Annotated in this window: 21 protein-coding genes and 1 tRNA gene; 6 read left to right on the top strand and 16 right to left on the bottom strand. The window is 69.8% G+C overall.

The annotated features are described in order from the left end of the window. Positions 1–35 precede the first annotated feature (35 nt). From SZN_RS06875 to SZN_RS06865, 3 genes are read right to left on the bottom strand one after another with little or no spacing between them, the layout of a single operon-like run. Positions 36–620 (bottom strand): DUF6262 family protein, encoded by a 585-nt coding sequence (locus tag SZN_RS06875; RefSeq protein ID WP_007492720.1) that lies wholly within the window; start codon positions 618–620, stop codon positions 36–38. Positions 621–629: 9 nt separating this feature from the next. Next, positions 630–3,242 (bottom strand): tyrosine-type recombinase/integrase, encoded by a 2,613-nt coding sequence (locus SZN_RS42345; protein WP_007492717.1) that lies wholly within the window; start codon positions 3,240–3,242, stop codon positions 630–632. Then, complete coding sequence (locus tag SZN_RS06865) at positions 3,239–4,258, bottom strand: tyrosine-type recombinase/integrase (RefSeq protein WP_244313308.1); 1,020 nt, start codon at positions 4,256–4,258, stop codon at positions 3,239–3,241. Before SZN_RS06865 ends, SZN_RS42345 begins: the two co-directional genes overlap by 4 nt. 69 nt (positions 4,259–4,327) lie before the next feature. Between SZN_RS06865 and SZN_RS06860 the strand changes: the two genes are divergently transcribed. The 3 genes from SZN_RS06860 to mihF all read left to right on the top strand — a co-directional run bounded on the left by SZN_RS06860 (position 4,328) and on the right by mihF (position 5,987). After that, the gene (locus SZN_RS06860; RefSeq protein WP_341865555.1) at positions 4,328–5,236 is read left to right on the top strand and encodes a tryptophan synthase subunit alpha; all 909 of its coding nucleotides are present in this window, start codon (positions 4,328–4,330) and stop codon (positions 5,234–5,236) included. Between the two features lie 102 nt (positions 5,237–5,338). Then, the gene (locus tag SZN_RS40855; protein ID WP_139063534.1) at positions 5,339–5,545 is read left to right on the top strand and encodes a hypothetical protein; all 207 of its coding nucleotides are present in this window, start codon (positions 5,339–5,341) and stop codon (positions 5,543–5,545) included. Positions 5,546–5,669: 124 nt separating this feature from the next. Further along, positions 5,670–5,987: an integration host factor, actinobacterial type gene (gene mihF, locus SZN_RS06855; protein WP_007492712.1), complete on the top strand. Its 318-nt coding sequence runs from the start codon at positions 5,670–5,672 to the stop codon at positions 5,985–5,987. Here mihF and SZN_RS40850 read toward each other — a convergent pair. Further along, positions 5,942–6,199: a hypothetical protein gene (locus tag SZN_RS40850; RefSeq protein ID WP_139063533.1), complete on the bottom strand. Its 258-nt coding sequence runs from the start codon at positions 6,197–6,199 to the stop codon at positions 5,942–5,944. The genes mihF and SZN_RS40850 overlap by 46 nt on opposite strands. A gap of 129 nt (positions 6,200–6,328) precedes the next feature. Here SZN_RS40850 and SZN_RS06845 point away from each other — a divergent pair, with 129 nt between their 5' ends. Beyond that, positions 6,329–7,318: an ATP-dependent DNA ligase gene (locus tag SZN_RS06845; protein WP_043728922.1), complete on the top strand. Its 990-nt coding sequence runs from the start codon at positions 6,329–6,331 to the stop codon at positions 7,316–7,318. Positions 7,319–7,526: 208 nt separating this feature from the next. Here SZN_RS06845 and SZN_RS06840 read toward each other — a convergent pair whose 3' ends face one another. The 11 genes from SZN_RS06840 to SZN_RS06795 form a co-directional block, all read right to left on the bottom strand. After that, positions 7,527–8,507, bottom strand: a complete 981-nt coding sequence (locus SZN_RS06840) for a DUF6884 domain-containing protein (protein WP_007492705.1) — start codon at positions 8,505–8,507, stop codon at positions 7,527–7,529. Between the two features lie 129 nt (positions 8,508–8,636). Then, positions 8,637–9,926 carry a hypothetical protein gene (locus SZN_RS06835; RefSeq protein ID WP_007492703.1) on the bottom strand — a complete coding sequence of 430 codons (1,290 nt, stop codon included), beginning with the start codon at positions 9,924–9,926 and terminating at the stop codon, positions 8,637–8,639. 55 nt (positions 9,927–9,981) lie between these two features. After that, a complete protein-coding gene (locus SZN_RS06830) occupies positions 9,982–10,473 on the bottom strand; it encodes a hypothetical protein (RefSeq protein WP_007492701.1) in 492 nt (163 codons plus the stop codon). 71 nt (positions 10,474–10,544) lie between these two features. Then, a tRNA-OTHER gene (locus tag SZN_RS41280) sits at positions 10,545–10,615 on the bottom strand. Positions 10,616–10,703: 88 nt separating this feature from the next. Then, entirely contained in the window at positions 10,704–11,120 is a 417-nt protein-coding gene (locus tag SZN_RS06825; RefSeq protein WP_007492699.1) for a hypothetical protein, read from the bottom strand. Then, entirely contained in the window at positions 11,117–11,809 is a 693-nt protein-coding gene (locus SZN_RS06820) for a hypothetical protein (RefSeq protein ID WP_007492697.1), read from the bottom strand. Before SZN_RS06820 ends, SZN_RS06825 begins: the two co-directional genes overlap by 4 nt. Before the next feature lie 150 nt (positions 11,810–11,959). Next, positions 11,960–12,904, bottom strand: coding sequence for an AAA family ATPase (locus SZN_RS06815; RefSeq protein ID WP_007492695.1), 945 nt, complete (start codon positions 12,902–12,904; stop codon positions 11,960–11,962). 264 nt (positions 12,905–13,168) lie between these two features. Next, the gene (locus SZN_RS06810; protein WP_007492693.1) at positions 13,169–13,582 is read right to left on the bottom strand and encodes a GFA family protein; all 414 of its coding nucleotides are present in this window, start codon (positions 13,580–13,582) and stop codon (positions 13,169–13,171) included. A 361-nt stretch (positions 13,583–13,943) separates the two neighbouring features. Then, on the bottom strand, positions 13,944–14,510 hold the full coding sequence (locus SZN_RS06805; protein WP_043728862.1) for a hypothetical protein: 567 nt from the start codon (positions 14,508–14,510) through the stop codon (positions 13,944–13,946). A 168-nt stretch (positions 14,511–14,678) separates the two neighbouring features. Beyond that, entirely contained in the window at positions 14,679–14,894 is a 216-nt protein-coding gene (locus tag SZN_RS06800; protein ID WP_007492689.1) for a hypothetical protein, read from the bottom strand. A 36-nt stretch (positions 14,895–14,930) separates the two neighbouring features. Continuing rightward, positions 14,931–15,314 carry a hypothetical protein gene (locus SZN_RS06795; RefSeq protein ID WP_007492687.1) on the bottom strand — a complete coding sequence of 128 codons (384 nt, stop codon included), beginning with the start codon at positions 15,312–15,314 and terminating at the stop codon, positions 14,931–14,933. A gap of 558 nt (positions 15,315–15,872) precedes the next feature. Between SZN_RS06795 and hisH the strand changes: the two genes are divergently transcribed. Together hisH and hisF are read left to right on the top strand one after the other, a co-directional pair. Next, positions 15,873–16,517 carry an imidazole glycerol phosphate synthase subunit HisH gene (gene hisH / locus SZN_RS06790; protein WP_007492684.1) on the top strand — a complete coding sequence of 215 codons (645 nt, stop codon included), beginning with the start codon at positions 15,873–15,875 and terminating at the stop codon, positions 16,515–16,517. Continuing rightward, on the top strand, positions 16,505–17,320 hold the full coding sequence (gene hisF / locus SZN_RS06785; protein WP_007492683.1) for an imidazole glycerol phosphate synthase subunit HisF: 816 nt from the start codon (positions 16,505–16,507) through the stop codon (positions 17,318–17,320). The genes hisH and hisF overlap by 13 nt, the downstream gene beginning before the upstream one ends. A gap of 259 nt (positions 17,321–17,579) precedes the next feature. Here the strand turns inward: hisF and SZN_RS06780 are convergent, their stop codons facing one another. Next, positions 17,580–18,359 (bottom strand): HisA/HisF-related TIM barrel protein, encoded by a 780-nt coding sequence (locus SZN_RS06780; protein ID WP_007492679.1) that lies wholly within the window; start codon positions 18,357–18,359, stop codon positions 17,580–17,582. Positions 18,360–18,371 lie beyond the last annotated feature (12 nt).

Here is an 18,371-nt window from a genome sequence, read left to right as displayed (position 1 = left end):
GAAACCTGATCGCACGCATCGTCTCCCACTTCGACTCAAGCCCGACCGTGCTGGGCTCGCTCAGCGAGCTCGGCTTCGAGGTCGCCGATGCGGGTCTCCGCGTGTCTGAGGTTGGCGCGGCAGCCTTCGAGTCGTTCCTGAAGAGCCCGGTGCTCTTGTGTCAGCTGGCGGATGCGGCGCTTCAGGGTGGCGTTCTCGGTGACCACGGCCTGGACCGATTCGCCGCTGCCGGTGGCCGTTTCCGTGTCGCGGAGCTGGCCCATGAGCTCCCCGACGCGGGTGCGTTGGGACCTGATCTCGTTGTGCGCCTGGGTCAGGCCCTCCTCGGCGTTGAGGGCGCGTTCGCGCCAGGTCGCCTCGATGCGGTCGTGCTCGTCGGTGCTGCGTTGCGCGCGTCGCGTGTGAGTGGCGGCCACCGCGTTCTGGCAGAGGGCGCGGGCCTCGGGGTTCTCATAGAGGAAGGTGCTGGAGACGGCGGCGCGACGGGCGATGGCCGTGACGGTGAGCCGTTCGCTCTCGCGGCGGAGCTGGGCGATGGCGGTCTGCACGTCGGCGAGCTTGCGCTGGGTCTGTCGGCGCCGTGCGGCGATGGCAGCAGCGGGCGGGGTCGTGGAAGTCATCGGCTTCGTTCAGCCGGCCTGGGAGCTGCCGTCGTCGAGCTCGGTGTCGGACTCGTCCTGCTGGTGGGCAAGCTCACCGGCTCGGAAGGCGGCGGACCAGACGCGGCCGTAGTAGTCCTGGGGACGGCGAAGGTCGAGGCTGAGGGCTTCTTCGAGGAGGCCCACCGCGGCCAGGGCGCGCTCCAGCCCGTCGATCGCGCGAGCGGTGGGGTCGAAGTATTTGTGCAGGTAGTCCCGGGTGGCCGGGTCGGGTGCACCCTCGGCGAGCATGCGCCAGTGCTCGCGTTTGCGGTGCCAGTAGACGAGGTCAGCGCCGGTCATGACGAACTTGTCGCAGTTGTGGCAGTCGAGGTTCCAGGGGCAGGCGCCTCCGTCGACGACGGGCTGGAAGGTGCAGAAGCCTCCTTCCGCCGGCGTCGAGCGGTGGGTGAGGTCGACGAGCATGGCCTCGGCTTCCTGGCGGGTCATGGGTTCGCCGCCGGACAGCACGATGCCCGGTTCGAGGGCGCCTGGTCCGCTGACCCAGACGGTTTGCAGCGCGTCGCTGAGGCGCGGGTCGGTGTTGGCGATGTGGGCGTAGTGCTCGGCCATGGCGTCGGAGACCTGACCGAGGTAGCGCTTGATCTGCGAGAGGTTCGCCCCTGCCTTGAGCAGGTTCGTGGCCAGGGTGTGCCGGGCCTGGTGGGCGACGGTGTGCGGGATGTCCAGGGTGAGAACCCAGGCGTGGAAGAGCGTGTGGAACCAGCCGTAGCTGACGCTCTTCACACCGGTCCGGTTGGCCGTACGGCGCGGGAAGAGAGCCAGTTCGAGTTCCTCGGCCGGGGTCGGCGGACGGCCGTGGCGTTGTGCGAAGCGGGCGCGGGTCCTGGCCTGTCGTGCCTCGATGCGCTGGTAGATCCGCTCCGAGATGCGGATTCCCTCGTCGAGCTGCCCGACCTTGGTCTGGTCGTGCCAGAGCAGGGGCAGCTGCTTGTACCGGCCGATGCAGTCCAAGCGGAGGGTGAGGACCTCACTGGCCCGGCGTCCGGTGACGACGATCGTCTCCCAGATGTCGCGCAAGCCCCGGTCGTCGATGTCCGTGCTGTCCAGGCGGGTGAGGTTGGCGTCGTCGGCCAGGGCGCGGGCCGCCTCGTCGGAGAACGGCCGGCGGCGCTTGCCGCGGACGTTCCCGCCGCTGGGCAGCGCCACAACGAACTGCCGTGCCAGTCCGATGCGTTCGGTCTCGCCGGCGTCCATGGCGGCTCGCAGCACGTGGCGGGTGGCACTGAAGATCCCGGCGACCTGCACCTTGGTGACATCGACCGGTCCGCCTCGCTGCTGGACCTTGTGGTGGACGCCCAGCGGTTTCAGTCCGTGCTCGGCACGGTGCCGCTGATCGGTGACGAAGCCGACCATGTGCTCCTTGCGCAGCAGCGTGGGGTCGTGGCCGCCCTTCGGGGTGTGTGCTTCCAGGTAGGCGCTCAGCTCGACGCACCCGCGTCGCGGTCGGGTGAAGGCGGTCTTGCCCCGGGGCGGGGCGGTGGTCAGCCGCATGTCCATCCAGTCCCACAGCAGATCGCGCAGCCAGCGCTGGCTGACCAAGGTGAGGTCGAAGTAGCTCAAGTGGCCGCCGAGCCGAATGCCGTAGTGGTCCGTCTCGATGTACCCGGCCTCCTTGGTGTCCTGGCGGCTGAAGTAGACGAGCCGCAGGTGGTGCAGCATCGCCCGGGCCATGGTCCGCGGGTGCTGCGGAGTGACGTCCAGGTCCAGGTCGGCCAGGGAGTTGATCTCCTGTCGCTGGCACTCGGTGACCAGCCGCTGCACCACGCTGATCGGCCAGCGTGCCCCTTCAGCAGGCCCCTGGGCATGCCGGTGCAGCACCCACTTGAACTCGGCCCCGGCCAGCGGCCGCAGACCCCGCAGCGACAGCACGCCGTCCGTGCGCCCGGCCGGCGTCGCCTCTGCGCACCAGTGACGGAAGACAGCTTTGTCGGCGTAGTTCACCGTGAACGTCGCGGGCACGCCGCGGCGGGGGCGCTGGTGGACCGCTTTCGCGTTTCCCGGCCGGCCCTCCCGGATGTAGCGCAGAAAGTGGTACGGACACAGGCCGATGTAGTGGCCGGCTCCCTCCGGGCACGAGGGCACCAGGCAGTCACCGAGACGAGGAAACGGCTCCTGCCGGGCAGCCCAGAGCTCGTAGTCGTCCGGCCTGCCCTTCCGGCGCTGGAACGCGCTCCACTTCACGAGGGCAGCGGAGTGCAGGAAGCACAGCGAGTTGCCGCTATAGGCCGGCACCTCGGGGCAGAACACGCAGTTGCCGAGGTGGCGTCCACCGCGGGGCTTGAGCGGCACGGCCTCCTTCAAGAAGGCGACGATGTCGCGGCCCTCCTGCTGGAACCGGCTCCACTGCGCGGCGTGGCCGCAGCAGTAGTCCCGCCAAGTATCCCGGCTGCGCTCGCAGTCCGGCACCCCGCACAGCCAGCCGTACACAGGGTGATCACGCGGGACCCGGATCACGTCAGGCCGCAGTACTGGGTCGAACGCCGGCCCGGCGATCAGGGCCTGGAGAAGCTCCAGCCGATCGGACGTGGTGCGCGTCCCGGCGGTCGAGTCCGTAGCAAGGGCCAGGGCCGGGGCGCTCACCCCTCTTCACCCCAGACCGTCTGCAAGGCCGCCGAGAACTCCGGCGAGTGGAGGTCGGGATGCCCGTAGACCTCGTCCACCATGCGTGCCGAGGCCCAGTTGCCGACCTCCTTGGCCACCATCGGGTCCTTGGACACGTCCAGCACGTCGTTGGTCAGTTGGTGCCGGAACGCTTGGGGCTTGATGCGGCCCGGCAGGCCCGCTCGGCGTCCGGCCCGGCGCAGCACCCCGCGCGCTGCGTCGGCGGACCAGGGCTCGCCACGCCGCGGCCCGCTCAGCTGGATCAGCAGCATGCCGTGCCCGGCCGCGACACCGGTGTACTCCGTCGTCATGTAGGTGAAGTAGCGGCTGATCATCGCCGGGCTCGCTCGGTAGATCTCACCACCGGTGATCACGCCGTCGACCATCTGCCAGTCGGGCTTGATCTTGGCCGCCGCGCGGTTCTGGTTGCCCGCCCGATGGCAGACGTGCACGTGCGGGTCCCGGCACTCCCCGCAAGCCGCGTTCTGCCGAAGGTGCAGGTCGACCAGGTGCAAGCCGGTCAGACCGCCGATGCGCATGGCGGTGTCCGACAGCCACTGCACGACCATGACGTCCCGCGCTGTGTTCACGCACTCCAGCAGGCTCTGCCTGGTGCCGTCCGGCAGCATCTTCGGGTGCCGGCGCGTCGGCCGGTTGGCGGGCGCAAGCGGGTTGGCGGGCATCGACTTCATCAGGTGCCCCAGGAAGGCCCGACTGCGATCGACCTTCGTCGGCAGCCGTTCCACCGCCAGCGCCGACCGCAGCTCGGCGTTCACGCCGCTGCCCGTGCAGACATGCAGGTAGAAGCCCTTCAGGCAGGCCGCGGCGACCTTCAGTGCCGACGCACCGTACGGACGCTTCGGCGGCAGGCGCCAGGGCTGCCCCCACGGCATCGGCACTTGCGCCCCGACAGCCCCCATGTAGCGCAGCAGGTCCCGCAGAGTCACCGTCTGGGCGGTCAGCTTCTCCCGGCGGCACCACCGCAAGTGGTCCACCAGGGAATACGCGTACGTCTTCTGCGTCCCCGACCCCTCGTACAACCGGAGGAAGCCATCAGCCTCGTCATGGACGGACCCGTCAGCACACACGATCGTGTACGACCGGACCCCTCCCGCACGCGTCAGAACCTGCACACGCAGGTCCCCCACCACCAAGGCAGAATGCGTCATTCCCCGCCCGCCCCAAGCTCTTCGAGTACGTGCCGGAGACTACGGGCGCAGTTGGTTAACGCACCCGGGACAGCTCAACAGGCGACCCAAACGGGTGATGCGGAGACTCCCAGGCAGGTCGGTAAATACCACGAGCCCCTGTTCGACGGCCCTCTGATCACGGCCGCCTACCAGCAGGCGCTGCGCCAGGGCACCGGTGTCCTCGACGCTCTGCGGACCGTGAACCGAGTGGCGGCCACGACCGAGGCGTCCGTCGTCGTGATGGCGTACTGGGCCTCCGTTCGCGACTGGGGGCCAACCCACTTCGCCCGCGACCTCGCCTCCGCTGGAGCCGCCGGAGCGATGATCGTTGACTTGCCCTCCGAACAGGCCGGACCGTGGATGGCGGCCGCACGCGCCGCTGGTGTCCACACTCCGCAACTTGTCTCGCGGCAGGCCAGCGACGCAGAGCTGGACCGCATCGCCGCCACGGCGACCGGGTGGGTGTATGCGCCGGCCGCCGACGCCCGCACCGGCTACACCGGACAGCTCGACATCCCTGCACTCACCACGTTCACCGAGCGGCTGCACGCCGCCGGCCCTACACCGGTGGTCACCGGCATCGGGATCTCCACACCCGACAAGGCGGCGCAGGTCCGGAGCCTGGTCAGTGGAGTGGTGATCGGGACCCCCGTCGTACGACCGCTGCTGGAACTCGGCTCCTCTCACGGGTTGCGTGCCGCCGCTGACCACGTCAGCGCGTTCGCCGAGGCGCTCAGCCCCACTCACCGCACCAATCTTGGTACGCCAGTAGGCATACGGTGAGCGTCGGCATCGGGTGGTCGACCACCCCGGCGAGCCGACTCGTACCTGAACTCGCCAAGCGGCCCAGCCCCACCGTTCCGAAGCCGCTCAACAGGAGACTCTTTGCCACCCACGATCCGCTCGCGCCGCGTGGAGACGTCGGCAGTCCGCCGCCGTCAGCCCGTCGCACCCAAGCCCGACCCTCAGCGCATCTTCCTCGAACCGGCCTACACCGACCCGGCTGTTGCCGCCGAGTACGCCCAGGTGTGGGAGGAAGAGGAGGCCGAACGAGCCGCCCGCCGCCGACCCTCGCGGCGCTCAGGGCCATGACCGTCATGGATGCCCCGGACGCGCAGCGGACCGGCTATGGGGCATTGCACGAAGCCCGGGCTCGGCAGCCCCATCCGTTGTCCGCATGACCCACCCGATCAGCCGATGAAAGAGGAACCCGCCCATGCCTTTGCCCCCATTGACGCCGGAACAGCGGACCGCCGCACTGGAGAAGGCCGCAGCCTCGCGTAAGGAGCGCGCCCTCGTCCTTGCCGAACTCAAGCAGGGCCGCCGTACCCTGCGAGAACTGCTGGAGAGCGACAGCGCTATCGTCCGACGGACGCCTGTGCGCAACCTGCTGGAGTCGCTCCCCGGCATCGGCAAGGTCCGCGCCGGCCAGATCATGTCCGAACTCGACATCGCCACCAGCCGACGGGTCCAGGGGCTTGGTGCCCGTCAGAGGCAACTGCTGCTGGAGAGGTTCGAGGCCGCCACGGCCTGAGCCCTAACGCCCAGCGTGTCGACGGCCGGGTAGAAGGAGAGGAGCACGACGTGGTGGAGGGCGGCGTCCTGATTGCCGGGGCTGCCGGTGCCGTACTGGCTCTGTGGGGCTTGGTGCGCGCCGAGCACCAGCCGGTCTTTTGGGGCCTCCTTGTCGCTGCTGCGAGCCTCGCGGACAGGATTGGAATCGTCGACCTGTCTGCCCCTGTCCACATCGCCCTCGGCGCGCTCGCTTAGCCGGCGCGAAGGCTGGAGCCTCGACTGGGCCGTCACACCATCGGCCCGCGCCCGTTCGGCCGCCGTGCAGCGCGCACCGCCGGGACATCCCGTATGTGTGTTCCCGTGGCCCTGACCCCTCCGATCAAGCCGATGCTGGCCGAAGCACGGCGGGATCTGCCCCCGGAGGGCGCGCTGCCCGGCGGCCTCGCCTTCGAGCCGAAGCCCGACGGATTCCGGGCCATCGTCTTCGCCCGCCCCGGCCTGGTGATGGTGCAGTCCCGCCGCGGTGCAGACCTGACGGCCTCGTTCCCCGACATCGCCGAGGCAGCGGCCGCGGTCGCCGCGGAGGACCTGGTCCTGGACGGTGAACTAGTGGTGCCGCATGAAGGTCGATTGGACTTCATCGAACTGCAGCACCGTGCTCGCCGGCGGGGCCGCAAAGCCATCCAGGCGGCCAGCGAGAAACCTGCGCACCTGATCGTCTTCGACGTCCTCCAGATCGCGGGAGCCGAGCTGCTTGAGCTCCCTTACAGCCGACGGCGCGGCCACCTCGAAGACCTCTTCGCCCGCCACACGCTCAAAGCCCCGTTCACCTTGTGCCCCGCTACGACGGACCGGCGCCAGGCTCAGGACTGGCTGGACCCCTCCTGGGGCACGGTCGGCATCGAAGGCGTGGTCGTCAAAGGACAGTCCCAGCCGGTTCTGCTCGACCAGCGTGCCTGGGTCAAGGTGCGTTCGCGCACGACGGCCGAAGCGATCATCGCCTCGGTCACCGGACCCGTCGACAACCCGACCACCCTGCTGCTGGGCCGCTATGACACCGACGGCCGCCTACGGCTGGTCGCTCGGACCACTCCGCTGCCGACCGCGATGCGACGCGATCTCGCACAGCGGCTCGTCCTCGGCGGCCCCGAACACCCATGGACAGGCCGCCGGTTCAGCGCAGGGTGGGGCACACAGACTGAGCTGCACCACCAGCCTGTGCGACCAGAATTGGTGGCGGAGTTCCTCGCTGACACAGCCGTCGACGCGGGGCGGTTCCGCCACCCTGTGGTCTTCCAGCGCGTGCGAGACGATCTTGTCCCCGATGACATTCCGCTGATGGATCGGTGAGCCCTGGCAAAGGGGGCGCGTGCCGTCTCCATGCGGGCAGAACGTGCCGCACGCCGGGACACAGTGCTGTGGAGCGGTCAGCGGCCCGGACATTCTTGGCAAAGCATCACGACGAGCAGACCGTGGTTGCGTACCTCGGGCTCCTCTCGCCTCCTGGCCATGGCGGCTTCTGGCACACGGCAAGCTGCCCCTGCAGAGGCAGGTTCCGCTACGGCTGGGGGTGATGCCGGTCGAAGAGCTTGGCGGCCTCTTCCCACCACGCCTCCCGGAGGTCGCTGTCCTCACTAGCCCGCTTGCACAGACCGCGATGCTCACCGATTCCTCCAGAGAGGGGGGTGAACAGGTGGGGGACAGAGACGCGCAGCAGGTCCGCGTAGCTGTGGGCGCCGAGAAAGATCACGTCAGCGTCGTCGGTGCCCAGCGCCGCCGTATGAAGGGCGACCTTTTCGGCGGTGACGGCTCGTTCATCGCCGAGCCTCACGTTGTACGGAGGCAGCGGCTGGGCAAGCGTCACGATTCCGTGGAGCGCTGACAGGATACGGATGAGGGATACGTCGGTCAGAGCGTCCGCCGCCTGCCGCAGAGATCGGTGGTACTGGCCGATGTACAACTGGCCTGCGGGGATCACGCCGCGGTAGTGGTACGTCTCCCAGCTCGGCTCAGCCTTCTTGTCCCCGCACTGGACGATGACGACGCGCCGACGGCGCACGTTCACGCTCCCGCGCTGGCGTGCGTACTCGCGGCCGGCTTCGGTCAGGTACAAGGAGGCTCCGGACTCTTCCCAGGTCCTGGTCCCTGCTCTCCACGATGCAGGGCGGACGTCGGCGTACCCCGCCGCGTTGACTACCTTCAGCGTCGGCGTGCGGAACCACGTCTCGCCGCGGTGGTAGGCCTCGTCGTCCCGGCCGGCGACGAGCTGGTCGGGACGACGTGCGGCAGTGATGACCGCCTCGTGGGGCTTGGGCGGCAGCTTCGGCAACAGACCAGGAGCCGTGTCCTGGGGCGGCTCCCCGTGCTCGTCCAGCCAGGCCCTCAAAGCCTGGCGTCCGGCTTCCGTCATCACGCGTACGCCGTTGGCACGGCAGATCAGCCGGTCGCCTTCGAGACGGTCCAGGGCAGCCGGGTGACCGGTGACGATGCCGTTCTCGTGCGAGGCGAGGATCTTGGCGCCGGTGGGGCTGAGGGGCAACAGAGTCCTTTCGTCGGGCTCGGGCGCGGGAGGCGCCCGGGCCGGGGGAGTCCGCTCATGCTCGGGCGGAACGGTCGTAAGCGGTGTGCGATCAGGTCGGGTGCGGCGCCGAGGCCGCCGGTGGCGGAGTCAGGCGGCGCGCGAGCGTGCCGCGGGAGAGGTCGTGGGCGGGAGCAGGGCCGTGAAGTGGGCCTCACGGGCGCGGTGTTGGTGCAGTCGGCGGGTGAGTTGCGTTTCGCGTCTGCGCAGGCGGTCCAGTTCCTCGGAGACACGGGTGCGAGCGCGCTCGGCGTTCTGCTTGCCGGCGGCGATGCGCAGTGCCTCCAGGTCGCGGCGGGAGGTGAAGTGGACGGCGAGGGCGCGCAGCACGGCTGCGGCACGGCGCTGAGTCAGGGGGGAGACCGATACGGTCCGGCCGGGGCCGGCGGGCACTTGGGCCTTGGAGGTGTCGGGGGAGGTCGCGGTCACGGTTCGTCCGCTGTGACTCCAACCGCCGTGCACGGTGACGCCGTTGACCTTGGGCATGCCGATGCGGTCCTTGGTGGACCAGGCCGCGTTCGTGGGCCTGCCCCAGCAGGCATAGAGCCCTCCGGGCAGCGGGGAGCTGCCGCAGATGTCCGGGCCGAGGGTGACCAGGCCGCGTCCCACGCGCGGGCCGCTGATCTCGTACACCACCCGGCCGGGGAGCACGTTGACCTCGAGCTCCCGCACAGTCAGGGCGCCCATGTCCGTGCCGTCGCTCGCGGCGAGCGGAAGCCGTACGGGGATGGCATGGGGAGCCTGGACGGGCGGCTGGCGGCGCCGCACCAGGCCGGTCAACTGGCGGCTGCGATGGCGGGCGCCTGCCCGATCGGCGCGGACCCCGGCCAGTTCCTCCTCCAGGGCGCGGACTTTGAGCCGCTCGTACGCCGCCTGGGCGTCGGCGCTATGGCGGACGGCCGCGCGGATGAGGTCGCTGCGGTCGGGGCGCTGTCGCCAGTGGCGTACGACGGCGACGACCAGGGCTTCGGTCACGGCGCGGGCCCCATCGGGGATACGCCGGCTCTCATAGCCGTTGCGCAGGACGACCGCGCGGGAGGCGAGGAAGTAGTGCGCGCGCTGGACGGTCGCGGGGTTGATGGACTCGGTGGCGCCGTGGATGCGGACGCCGTTGACGACGGGCTCGTCCGGGCGGGGCGTGAACGCCTTGACCTGGTCGGTGCCGTCGCCGAAGTGGACGCGTACCGTGCGCGGTTCGAGCGGTCCGCCGTAGGGCGTTTCGGGTACGACGATCAAGGTGCCGTGGAGGCGTCGGCCCCGCACGACGTAACGGACCTGGCCGTGCTCGAGCACGTCGGACGTCACCGACACGGAAGGACGCCCGGGCAGGCCGAGCGCGAGATGGAACGGCAGCGGTGTGGCGTGGGCGGGCCCGGGCATCGTGGTCCTCCTTCAGAGTCTCGGGCGTCGGTGCGCCGGCGGTCGGCGGGGTGGGTCAGGGCTGGAGGGTGATGCGGAGGTCTTCGAGGTAGCTCGGCTCGACGGCGAGGGCGACCTCCTCCAGCGACTCCTCGATCTCGGTGCCCTGGAGGTCGGTGCGGTAGGGCTCCTGGCGGCCGCCGTGGTGCAGGACCAAGTCCGTGAGCGACCAGGTCGAGGCGTGGTCCGCGCTCTGCCAACGGAAGGTGACCGCGTCCGGCAGCGGCGTGATCGCCTGGGTGAGGAAGTGGTCCCTGACTTCTTCGCGCAGCCGTTCCCAGATTTCGTCCGGGGCGCAGTAGAGGCCGGGCTGTGCGTCGGACAGGGGGTGTCCCTTGCGGTTGCGGCCGCATCCCCGGCAGAGCTCCTCGCCCCGGTCGTTGTGACGGCTGCAGGTGGTCTCCCGGCACTTCCACAGCACGCCGGCCGCGACGGCGGCCTTGAGGATCGCCGGGCGGCCGGCTGCGTCGGAGTGGTCGAGGAGGGTGGCGACTTCGATCGTGGGCACAGAGGTCCTGTCAGTACGGGGGCATGGGCAGGGCACGGCGTGGTGGGCGTGCCTGGGTGGAGGGGGAGGGGTGCGTCCGGCGGGTATCCATCCCGCGTCTCCGGCTTTGCGGCCGGGCTCTCCGCAGTTGAGTTACGGACGCACCCCGCTGGTCTCAGGGAGAGACCAGCATTACGAGGTGACTCTTAAGACACTACATCAGGGGTAACGGTCGGTGCAAGTTTTAAGAGTCACTCGGTGTTGAAGAGATCGGCGGCCGCGCACAACTGGTCTACCTGCGTGGTGCTGAGAACGTCGTGCGGGTCGCCGTAGGTGCCGAACAACTCGACGGCCGACCGGGCGAGGCCGCGCACGCCGAGCGGTCCGAGGGCTTCGACCAGCTCAGCCAGGGCGTCCGCGTCGCAGGTGCACGGGTGGTCGTTGCAGCCATCGCAGCCCAGCGGCGGGAAGCCGAGTGCCGTCAGCCTCTCCTGGACGGCCTCGTAGAAGTCGCCGCCTCCCGTCTCGGCGAGCAGCAGCTGAACGGCGCGGACCGCGACCACCGGGTTGGGGACGGTCGAGCGGGACGTCACGGTGTCGGTCCACCGGACCAGGAGGCGGGCTGCGCCGTCCGTCGCGACGCGTGCCGTCGTACGCAGCCAGGTCACGCGCTCACCTCCGTCCGGCCATCCAGGCTCGCCAGCAGCGGGGCGACGAGAGTGCGGGCGACGTCGATTGCCGGTCGGCGCCAGAAGGGGGAGCGAAGGATGGAGGACCACACGGTGTCGGTGACCGCGATGCTCTCCTGATCTTCGAAGTCCGGAAGCGTGCCGGGCAGATGGGCCCCGGTGATGTCGACGTGGGCACCGTCGGGGCGTACGGCGACGAGGTGTTCCAACTGGCATCCGCACACGTCGCGGGCCACGTTCGTGCCGCACAGGTCGGGATCGAGGCTGCACGAGTCGGAGAGGATGACGGCCATCTCCCATCCCGTCTCGTCGCACAGAGCGCGGGCGAACGCGTGGCACTGGCCGTGCAGGAAGGCCGCTCGGGCGCGATCGTCGAGGCGGCCCGTGGTCACGGCGTAGGTGGAGTGGTTGCTGCCGGGGACGGTCACGGTCATGCCGTCAGGGAGCGTGAAGCGTCCGGTCAGCAATTCCATGGCCTGCTCCAGGAGGTCGCGGGCCTCCAGGGCGGCGGTGCGGTCGCGCCTGCTGTAGGCGCGACGGTGGTCGTCGTCGATATCTCCGTCTGCGTCGAGGTAGCGGTCCAGGGCGGCCTTGTGCCGATCCGACATGGAGCGGTAGGTGGAGAGGAGGCGGACGAGCGGGTCGTCCCGGTGAAGGGTCTGCGGCATCGGGGCCTTTCAGGGCGCGGCGGGTCCGGCCCGGAAATGGGCAGGCCGGACCGCCGTGTGGACAGGGAGAGTTCGGGATGGCCGCTCGGGCGCGGGCAGCACGGGGCTGCGCGGCGCCCGAGCGGGAGGAGAGGGGTCTGAGCGGTGGTCTCAGTCCCGGCGCAGTTCGTTGCCGCGCTTGGTGATGTGAGCGCCCAGGGTGATGCCGACGCCGTTGGGCAGCAGCAGCGGGTGCCCCTCTGCCTGGCGCAGGCGTACGCGGTGCATCAGGTCGCCGAGTTCCTCGAACGTCAGGTCCGCCTGGAGGGCTTCGGCGGCGAGGTCGAACGGCGGCTCGAAGGCCTCGCCCTGGCTGAGCCAGTCCGTGATGCGGGCGGCGAACCGTGCGCCGGGCTTGGTCTCGACGGCGCCGGACAGGTCGTCCGTGGGGGCCTTGACGACCACGAGGGTGTGGGTGTGGTCCATCGTGGCGACGAGGTCGAAGTCGTACTCCATGCCTTCGCGGGCGACCGGAGCCAGGCCGACGATCCTGCGGTGGACCCGGCCGGACTCGTCGACCTCAGCGACGTAGTCGAGCTTGTCCCGGACGGTGGCCACGACGTGGCCGGGGTATCCGAGCAGTGCGTCGAGCATGTTCTGCTCGATCGGGCGTACCTCGCGCCAGCCGCTCCAAGTGCTGCCGGATGAGGCTCTCTTGGAGGCGCGGTCGGCCTGTTCGCGTACTCCGCCCGCCCCGCTCCAGAAGGGTGAGGCGGTCGAGACCACGACGGTGTCGTAGCGCTGGTCGGCGCAATGAGCCAGGGCCGTGACCAGGGTCTCGGGGGAGTAGTAGCTCAGAGGCGGGCACGCGTCGAAGGGGAAGGTGTCCGCGTAGGCGCTCACCCGGCCACGCTGGGTGTCGATGACGGCGACCCGCTTGCCGATCGAGGTGGCCAGGGCCAGGGCGGTGTAGGTGGTGCCCGCTCCGGGCGGACCGTCGAGGAGGATTCGTGCCGGGCGCTGCTGGCGCACAGCGGTGGTGAACTGGAAGCGTTCGTTGCGGCTAGGGTGCGGGGCGGACGACTCGGCCGCCGGATGGGTGATGGTATCCGTCAAGGTTCCTCCGGGAACCAGTCGGTTGAGTGTTCAGCGAGTCCCGGCACCGGCACATGATGTCCAGTCGCGACCGGTGTCGGGACCAACGCCCTTTGACTCTTAAGACTATACCATGCTTTCGGTGTTTTCGCAGCTCAGGATGGGCGTGAGGCGCTTATCTCTACGTGCTGCACGTGAGGTGAAGTGATGTTCGCGATCGCACCGGAGGGTGTCGCCGGGCCGTGCGGACGGGACGGTCATCCGCCGGCCTCCGTTCCCGTGGTGCTACTGGCCAAGCGGGTCGGGGGCCAGCGTGACGGCCATCCATGGCACGGCGGCGTCGCGGAAGCTGTGTCCCACGGGATCCAGGCCGGTCGACTCGGTGAGACTGAAGATCGTCACCATGATCATTTCCGAACCGTCGGCGACGGAAACGAGGTGCGTCCCGCAGCGCGGACAGAAGCCCCGGCGCAGGGTCGGCCAGGTCGCGAACCACGTCGGCTCGCCGGCGGGGCCTGTCCAGGTCAGGTCCTCGACGCGGAATCCGACCCACGCCACCGCTGGCGAGCCGGAGATTCGCGTGCAGTGCTCGCAGGAACACAGGTGGGGGTCGTGCGGGTCGCCGGCCACCGCGTAAGCGATGTCGCCGCACTGGCAACGGCCAGTCCGTCGTTCAGACCTGGTGGTCGGCCTCGACATTCGAACATCTCCCTCGGCTTAGCACGGAAGTTGGGAGCGCAAGTGTGCTACGGGGCGGGAGGACAGGGCTGGCGTTCGGGAATCACGGCCCCTCAAACGGGAGCATGTTCACTCCTCGCGGTGAACGGTTCGGCGCTCCGGCGACTTTCCGGCGAGAATGCCGGCGCCCGTCCCGGGTGCTCCGGGACGGGCGTCCGTCTTGATTCTCTTCCGACCGAGGGGAGGTGTATCCAGGCGGTTCGTGGAGGGCGGTAGGTGGCGCTGACCGCGGCTCGGACGGCCAGGCCTGTCACTCCGAGTGCGGCATGCTTGCTCCCGGCTCCGCCTCCGCCTCAGGGCGTCGGCGCGCTCGAGCTGGTACTCAGAACCGATCCCCGATGTTCTTGTCCTTGAGGATCTTGTTGGCCGTTGGCACCCACCAGAAAACGCGGCCGATCTCATCTGTCCCGTCCGAGTCTGTGAAGTGGCCCCGGTGGAGAGCCATTTCGATCGACGAGTTCTTGACGCCCAGCTTCGCGGCCAGGTGGTTGGTGTAGACCCGGCGCCGGCCTGAAGCAGGGTCGATCGTCGGTTCGACCGGTAGCCAGCGGCCGCGGCCCTTGTTCGCGATCTCCTCGACGATGCGGCCGGAGCGGTCGAGGTAGCCCAGGGCCTTGCCCAGAGCCAGAACGACCTCCACCGGGAAACGCGGCGCTGAAGTCACCAGGATGTCGTCGCCTAGGTCGATCCCCAGCGCTTCGGCAACCACGTGCAGAGCCGGCTTGTTGGCCGGCGGCTTGCCCTCCATCGCCTTCTGCGCCGGCGGCTTGTGCCACTTCTGCGCGGCTGTGCGCGACTTCATCCCTAGCGCTCGACTGATCTCGCTCAGGCTCAGCGGTTCTGTCCGCTTGGTCAGGTCGATAACGTCTACGTCGTCCGTGCTACTCATCTCTAACAATCCTGTCTCTTATAGCTTGCGTCGGGTCGAGGATACGACAGACTGTGGGGCCTTCGTTCCCGGCGGGGCCGAGGCCGACTCGGCCTGGTGGCCGGCTGGGGCCCCGGCTGAACGTCTCCGCCGACGGGGCGGGGACTGGCCTGGCCGAGCGCTGGTCCGCTACGGCCGGCGCCTGGCGCCGGCAGCGTGCCACCGGACGCGGTCGACCTCGCGCAGCGCCGCGAGCACTCGCCCAGCGGTAAGCGGCAGGTGCTGGTCGGCGCACTCGAAGGCCCAGGCCTTGTGGGCGTAGCAGGTGGTCCGCTCGTCGGCCGGCATTCCCGCCTCCTCCAGCGCATCCTCGCGTGCGATCATCCGCGCCAGGCTGTTCGTCATGACGGTCCTGCCTCCTTCACGTTCGTAGTTCGGTGGTCAGGAGCCGAAGGTGAGGTCTTCGCAGCGACAGCCGGCGATGCCGCAGGGGAGTCGGCCGTCGACGACCCGGCGGGCGTGGACGGGGCCGAGGTGACCGCACGTACAGCGGCCGTTTGGCGCGACGCCGGTTGCCAGGCGGCGCGTCTCGACCTCCGCCAGAGCCTGGTTGCGCTCGAACTCCTTGCGTGCTTCGCTCAGGCCGAGCTCGATGGCGGTGCCGTCGAGGGAACCGTCGAGATCCGTGAGGTCGATGGCCGCCAAGGCGTCGGCGAGGTCCGGGGTCTGGGTGGCGTACGCCGCCAGGGTCTCCCAGGCGCGGGTCTGAGTGAGGGCCTGGTCGGCGGCCCGGCTGTACTCGCTGATTTTGATCTCGGTGCTCATCGATACGGCTCTCCAGGGGCGAGGAGCGGCGGCCGTCGTGAAGGTCCTCCGCGAACTCTAGCAAGATGTGACTCTTAAGACTCTATAGGTGACGCGACGTGAGCGCAAGCCTTAAGAGTCGGTCGGGTTGCGGTGCGGTCGTTGCGGAGCGTGGTGGGCAGGCCGATGCTGCGGGTGTCCCGGACGGCACCGCGGCGTTGGCGGGCGGGCAGCTGGTCGGTGGTGCTGTCGTGAGCTGCCTGGCTGGCGAAGGCGACGGAGAGGTCGGCGTCGGTCTCGCAGAAGGGCCCGAACTGCGGTCCGAGTACGAGGCGTTAGCAGGTGCTGCCCCAGGTGCTGGACACCCAGAGCAGCTCGTCAGCTGACGCCCTCGAGAGGGGGCGGCTTGGGGAAGGGGGACGCTAAGAGTTCAAGCACGCTGACTCGTAGAGCTCAGGTGAAACCACGGCAGCGGCTAGTCGTCACCGATATACTCATAGTGACCTTTGCCGTCTGTGTGTGACGGCGGCCAGCTACTTCAACCGGGGCGCTCTCGGCGGCCCTTAGATTGAGGCGTTCATGCAGGACGACCGACCCGTGGTCGGCGTGATCGACTACCGCACCGGAAACAGCCAGAGCGTGGTTCACGCGTTGAACTTCCTCGGTGTGCCGAACCGTCTGCTCACCTCACCATCGGATTTGGATGGCATCGACCGGATCATCCTCCCGGGTGTCGGATCAGCCGGAACCACGATGACCTACCTGTCCGAAGCCGGATGGCCCGAGGCGCTTTACGCCCGGGTAATCGAAGGCCGCACCCCGTTCCTGGGCATCTGCGTGGGCCTGCAGGTCCTCTTCGAGACCAGCGAGGAACAGAACGCGACCTGCCTGGGTTGGTTGCCCGGGACCGTACGGGCCTTCGACGGCGCCGACGTACGGGTGCCGCAGATGGGCTGGAACCAGGTGCACCGCACCTCGGCCCATCCCTTCCTGGCCGGCCTGCCGGAAGCGGGCCACTTCTACTTTGTGAACAGCTATTACGCCGACCCCGCGGACGCCGGGGACATTGCGGCGACCACGGAGTACGGCCTGCCCTTCACCTCTGCTGTCGCGCGCGGCAACATCATGGCCACGCAGTTCCACACCGAGAAGTCCGGCCCGCTGGGGCTGGATCTCCTCGAGCGGTTCGCCAAGACCCCGCAGGAGGAGCTGTGCCCGGCCTGACCACCACGACGGGGCTGACCACCCGACTGATCGCTTGCTTCGACATCATCGACGGCAGGGTCACCAAGGCTCGCCGCTTCGAGGACAACATCGACGTCGGAGACGCCGCCGAGGTCGCCGCGTCGGTGTACGCGGACGGCATCGACGAGATCATCTTCTACGACATCCTTGCGAGCGCCCAGCGCCGCCAGGCGGACCTGAACACGATCCGTAAGGTCGCCGAGACCGTGTTCGTGCCGCTGACGGTGGGCGGCGGGATCCGTTCACTTGAGGACATGCACGCCGTGTTGGCCGCCGGTGCGGAGAAGATCAGCCTGGACTCGATGGCGGTGCGCAATCCCTCGATCATCACCGAGGGGTCGGCCGAGTTCGGCCGCCAGTGCATCGTGCAGTCCATGCAGGTCAAGCGTGTCCCGACGGCGCCCGAAATCCCCAGCGGGTACGAGGTGTTCATCGATGGCGCCCGGCAAGCCACCGGCCTAGACGCCATCGCGTGGGCGCGGCGGGGCGAGGAGCTCGGCGCGGGGGAGATCTGCGTCAATTCCATCGACCAGGACGGCACTCACGAGGGCTACGACCTGGAGATCACCCGGGCGATCGCCGAGGCGGTCAACCTGCCGGTGATCGCCTCCGGCGGCGCCGGTTCCGCCGAGCATGCGGCGGCGGCGTTCACCGAGGCGGGCGCGTCGGCGGCGATCGTCAGCTCGCTGCTGTACTCGCCGCGCATGGAGCGCACCGTCCCGGTCGGGGAGATCAAGGCCGAGCTCGCCAAGCGGTACGGGCTCCCTGTCCGCCTTACCTGAGCAAGCTCCCTCCCGGAACGAAGCCGGGCCCAGCCGCGGAACGCGGCTGGGCCCGGCTTCGTTTTCCGGCGCGCACGGCCGTCCCGGGCGGGCCGGGCGTGCGGTGGTTCAGGGGTGGTGCGTGGTGACGGGGGGGGCGGCTGTCGGCGGTGAGTGGCCGGGCGCCGTCGTAGCCGCCGAACTGCTCGTCGACGACGAAGCCGGCCGCGTGCAGCAGCTCGGTCAGCTCGGCGGGGTGTAGAGGCGGACCGATCGGGTTCTACGTGGGTGGCGTGCGGTGGAGGCGGCCGTCGGCGTCGGGCAGACCGCGGGGAGCGGTGAGGTAGGCGCGGCCGACGACGCCGCCCCAGCCGGCGTGCCACAGGCGCGTCAGGTCGGCCCACCCGGCCAGGCCGCCGGCGTACCACAGGTCGGCGCGCGGGTGGCGGCCCGCGATGCGGTCGAGGGCCTGCCAGGGGGGCGGGGTGCGGTGGGTGGCCGCGCGGGCGTCGGTGATCAGGATGGGCTGGGTGCCGCCGGTGGCGTCGAGGAGGGCGTCTAGGGCGTCGGTCAGCGCCACGCTGGTGGTGCGGGTGAAGCCGTCGGTAACGATCCGTCCGTCCACGGCGTCGAGGGACAGCATCAGTTGTCCGGCGTCGGCGAGGGTGGTGAAGTCCGGCCAGGCGTGCGGGTCGAGGCGGCCGTCGGGGACTAGGCCGGTAGAGCCGAGCAGGACACCGGCGGCGCCGGCGTCCAGGAGGCGGCGGACGGCCGGGGCGCGCGGGGCCAGGCGGCCGCCGGCCCACAGCTGGCCGGGGTGGTGGCGCACGGCCGTCTCCAGCAGCGCGGTGCTGGTGCTGGTGCCGGTGGAGCGGTCGAGGTCGATGACGGCGGTGGGAACGTCGTCGTCGAGGAGGTCGGCGAGCAGCCGTCCCGGCGGCAGGCCGGGGAGGGAGGTGACCGTGCCGTGGCGGACGTCGACGTTCACCCGCCAGTGACCGGTCGGCCCGGCGGGGACGGCGGTGGCTGTTGCGGTCGCCGGGGTGTGGGTGGTGGGCATGCGGGCGCCTCC

This window comes from Streptomyces zinciresistens K42, from assembly GCF_000225525.1.
GTDB classification, from domain to species: domain Bacteria; phylum Actinomycetota; class Actinomycetes; order Streptomycetales; family Streptomycetaceae; genus Streptomyces; species Streptomyces zinciresistens.
This window is presented reverse-complemented; position numbering and strand designations above follow the sequence as displayed.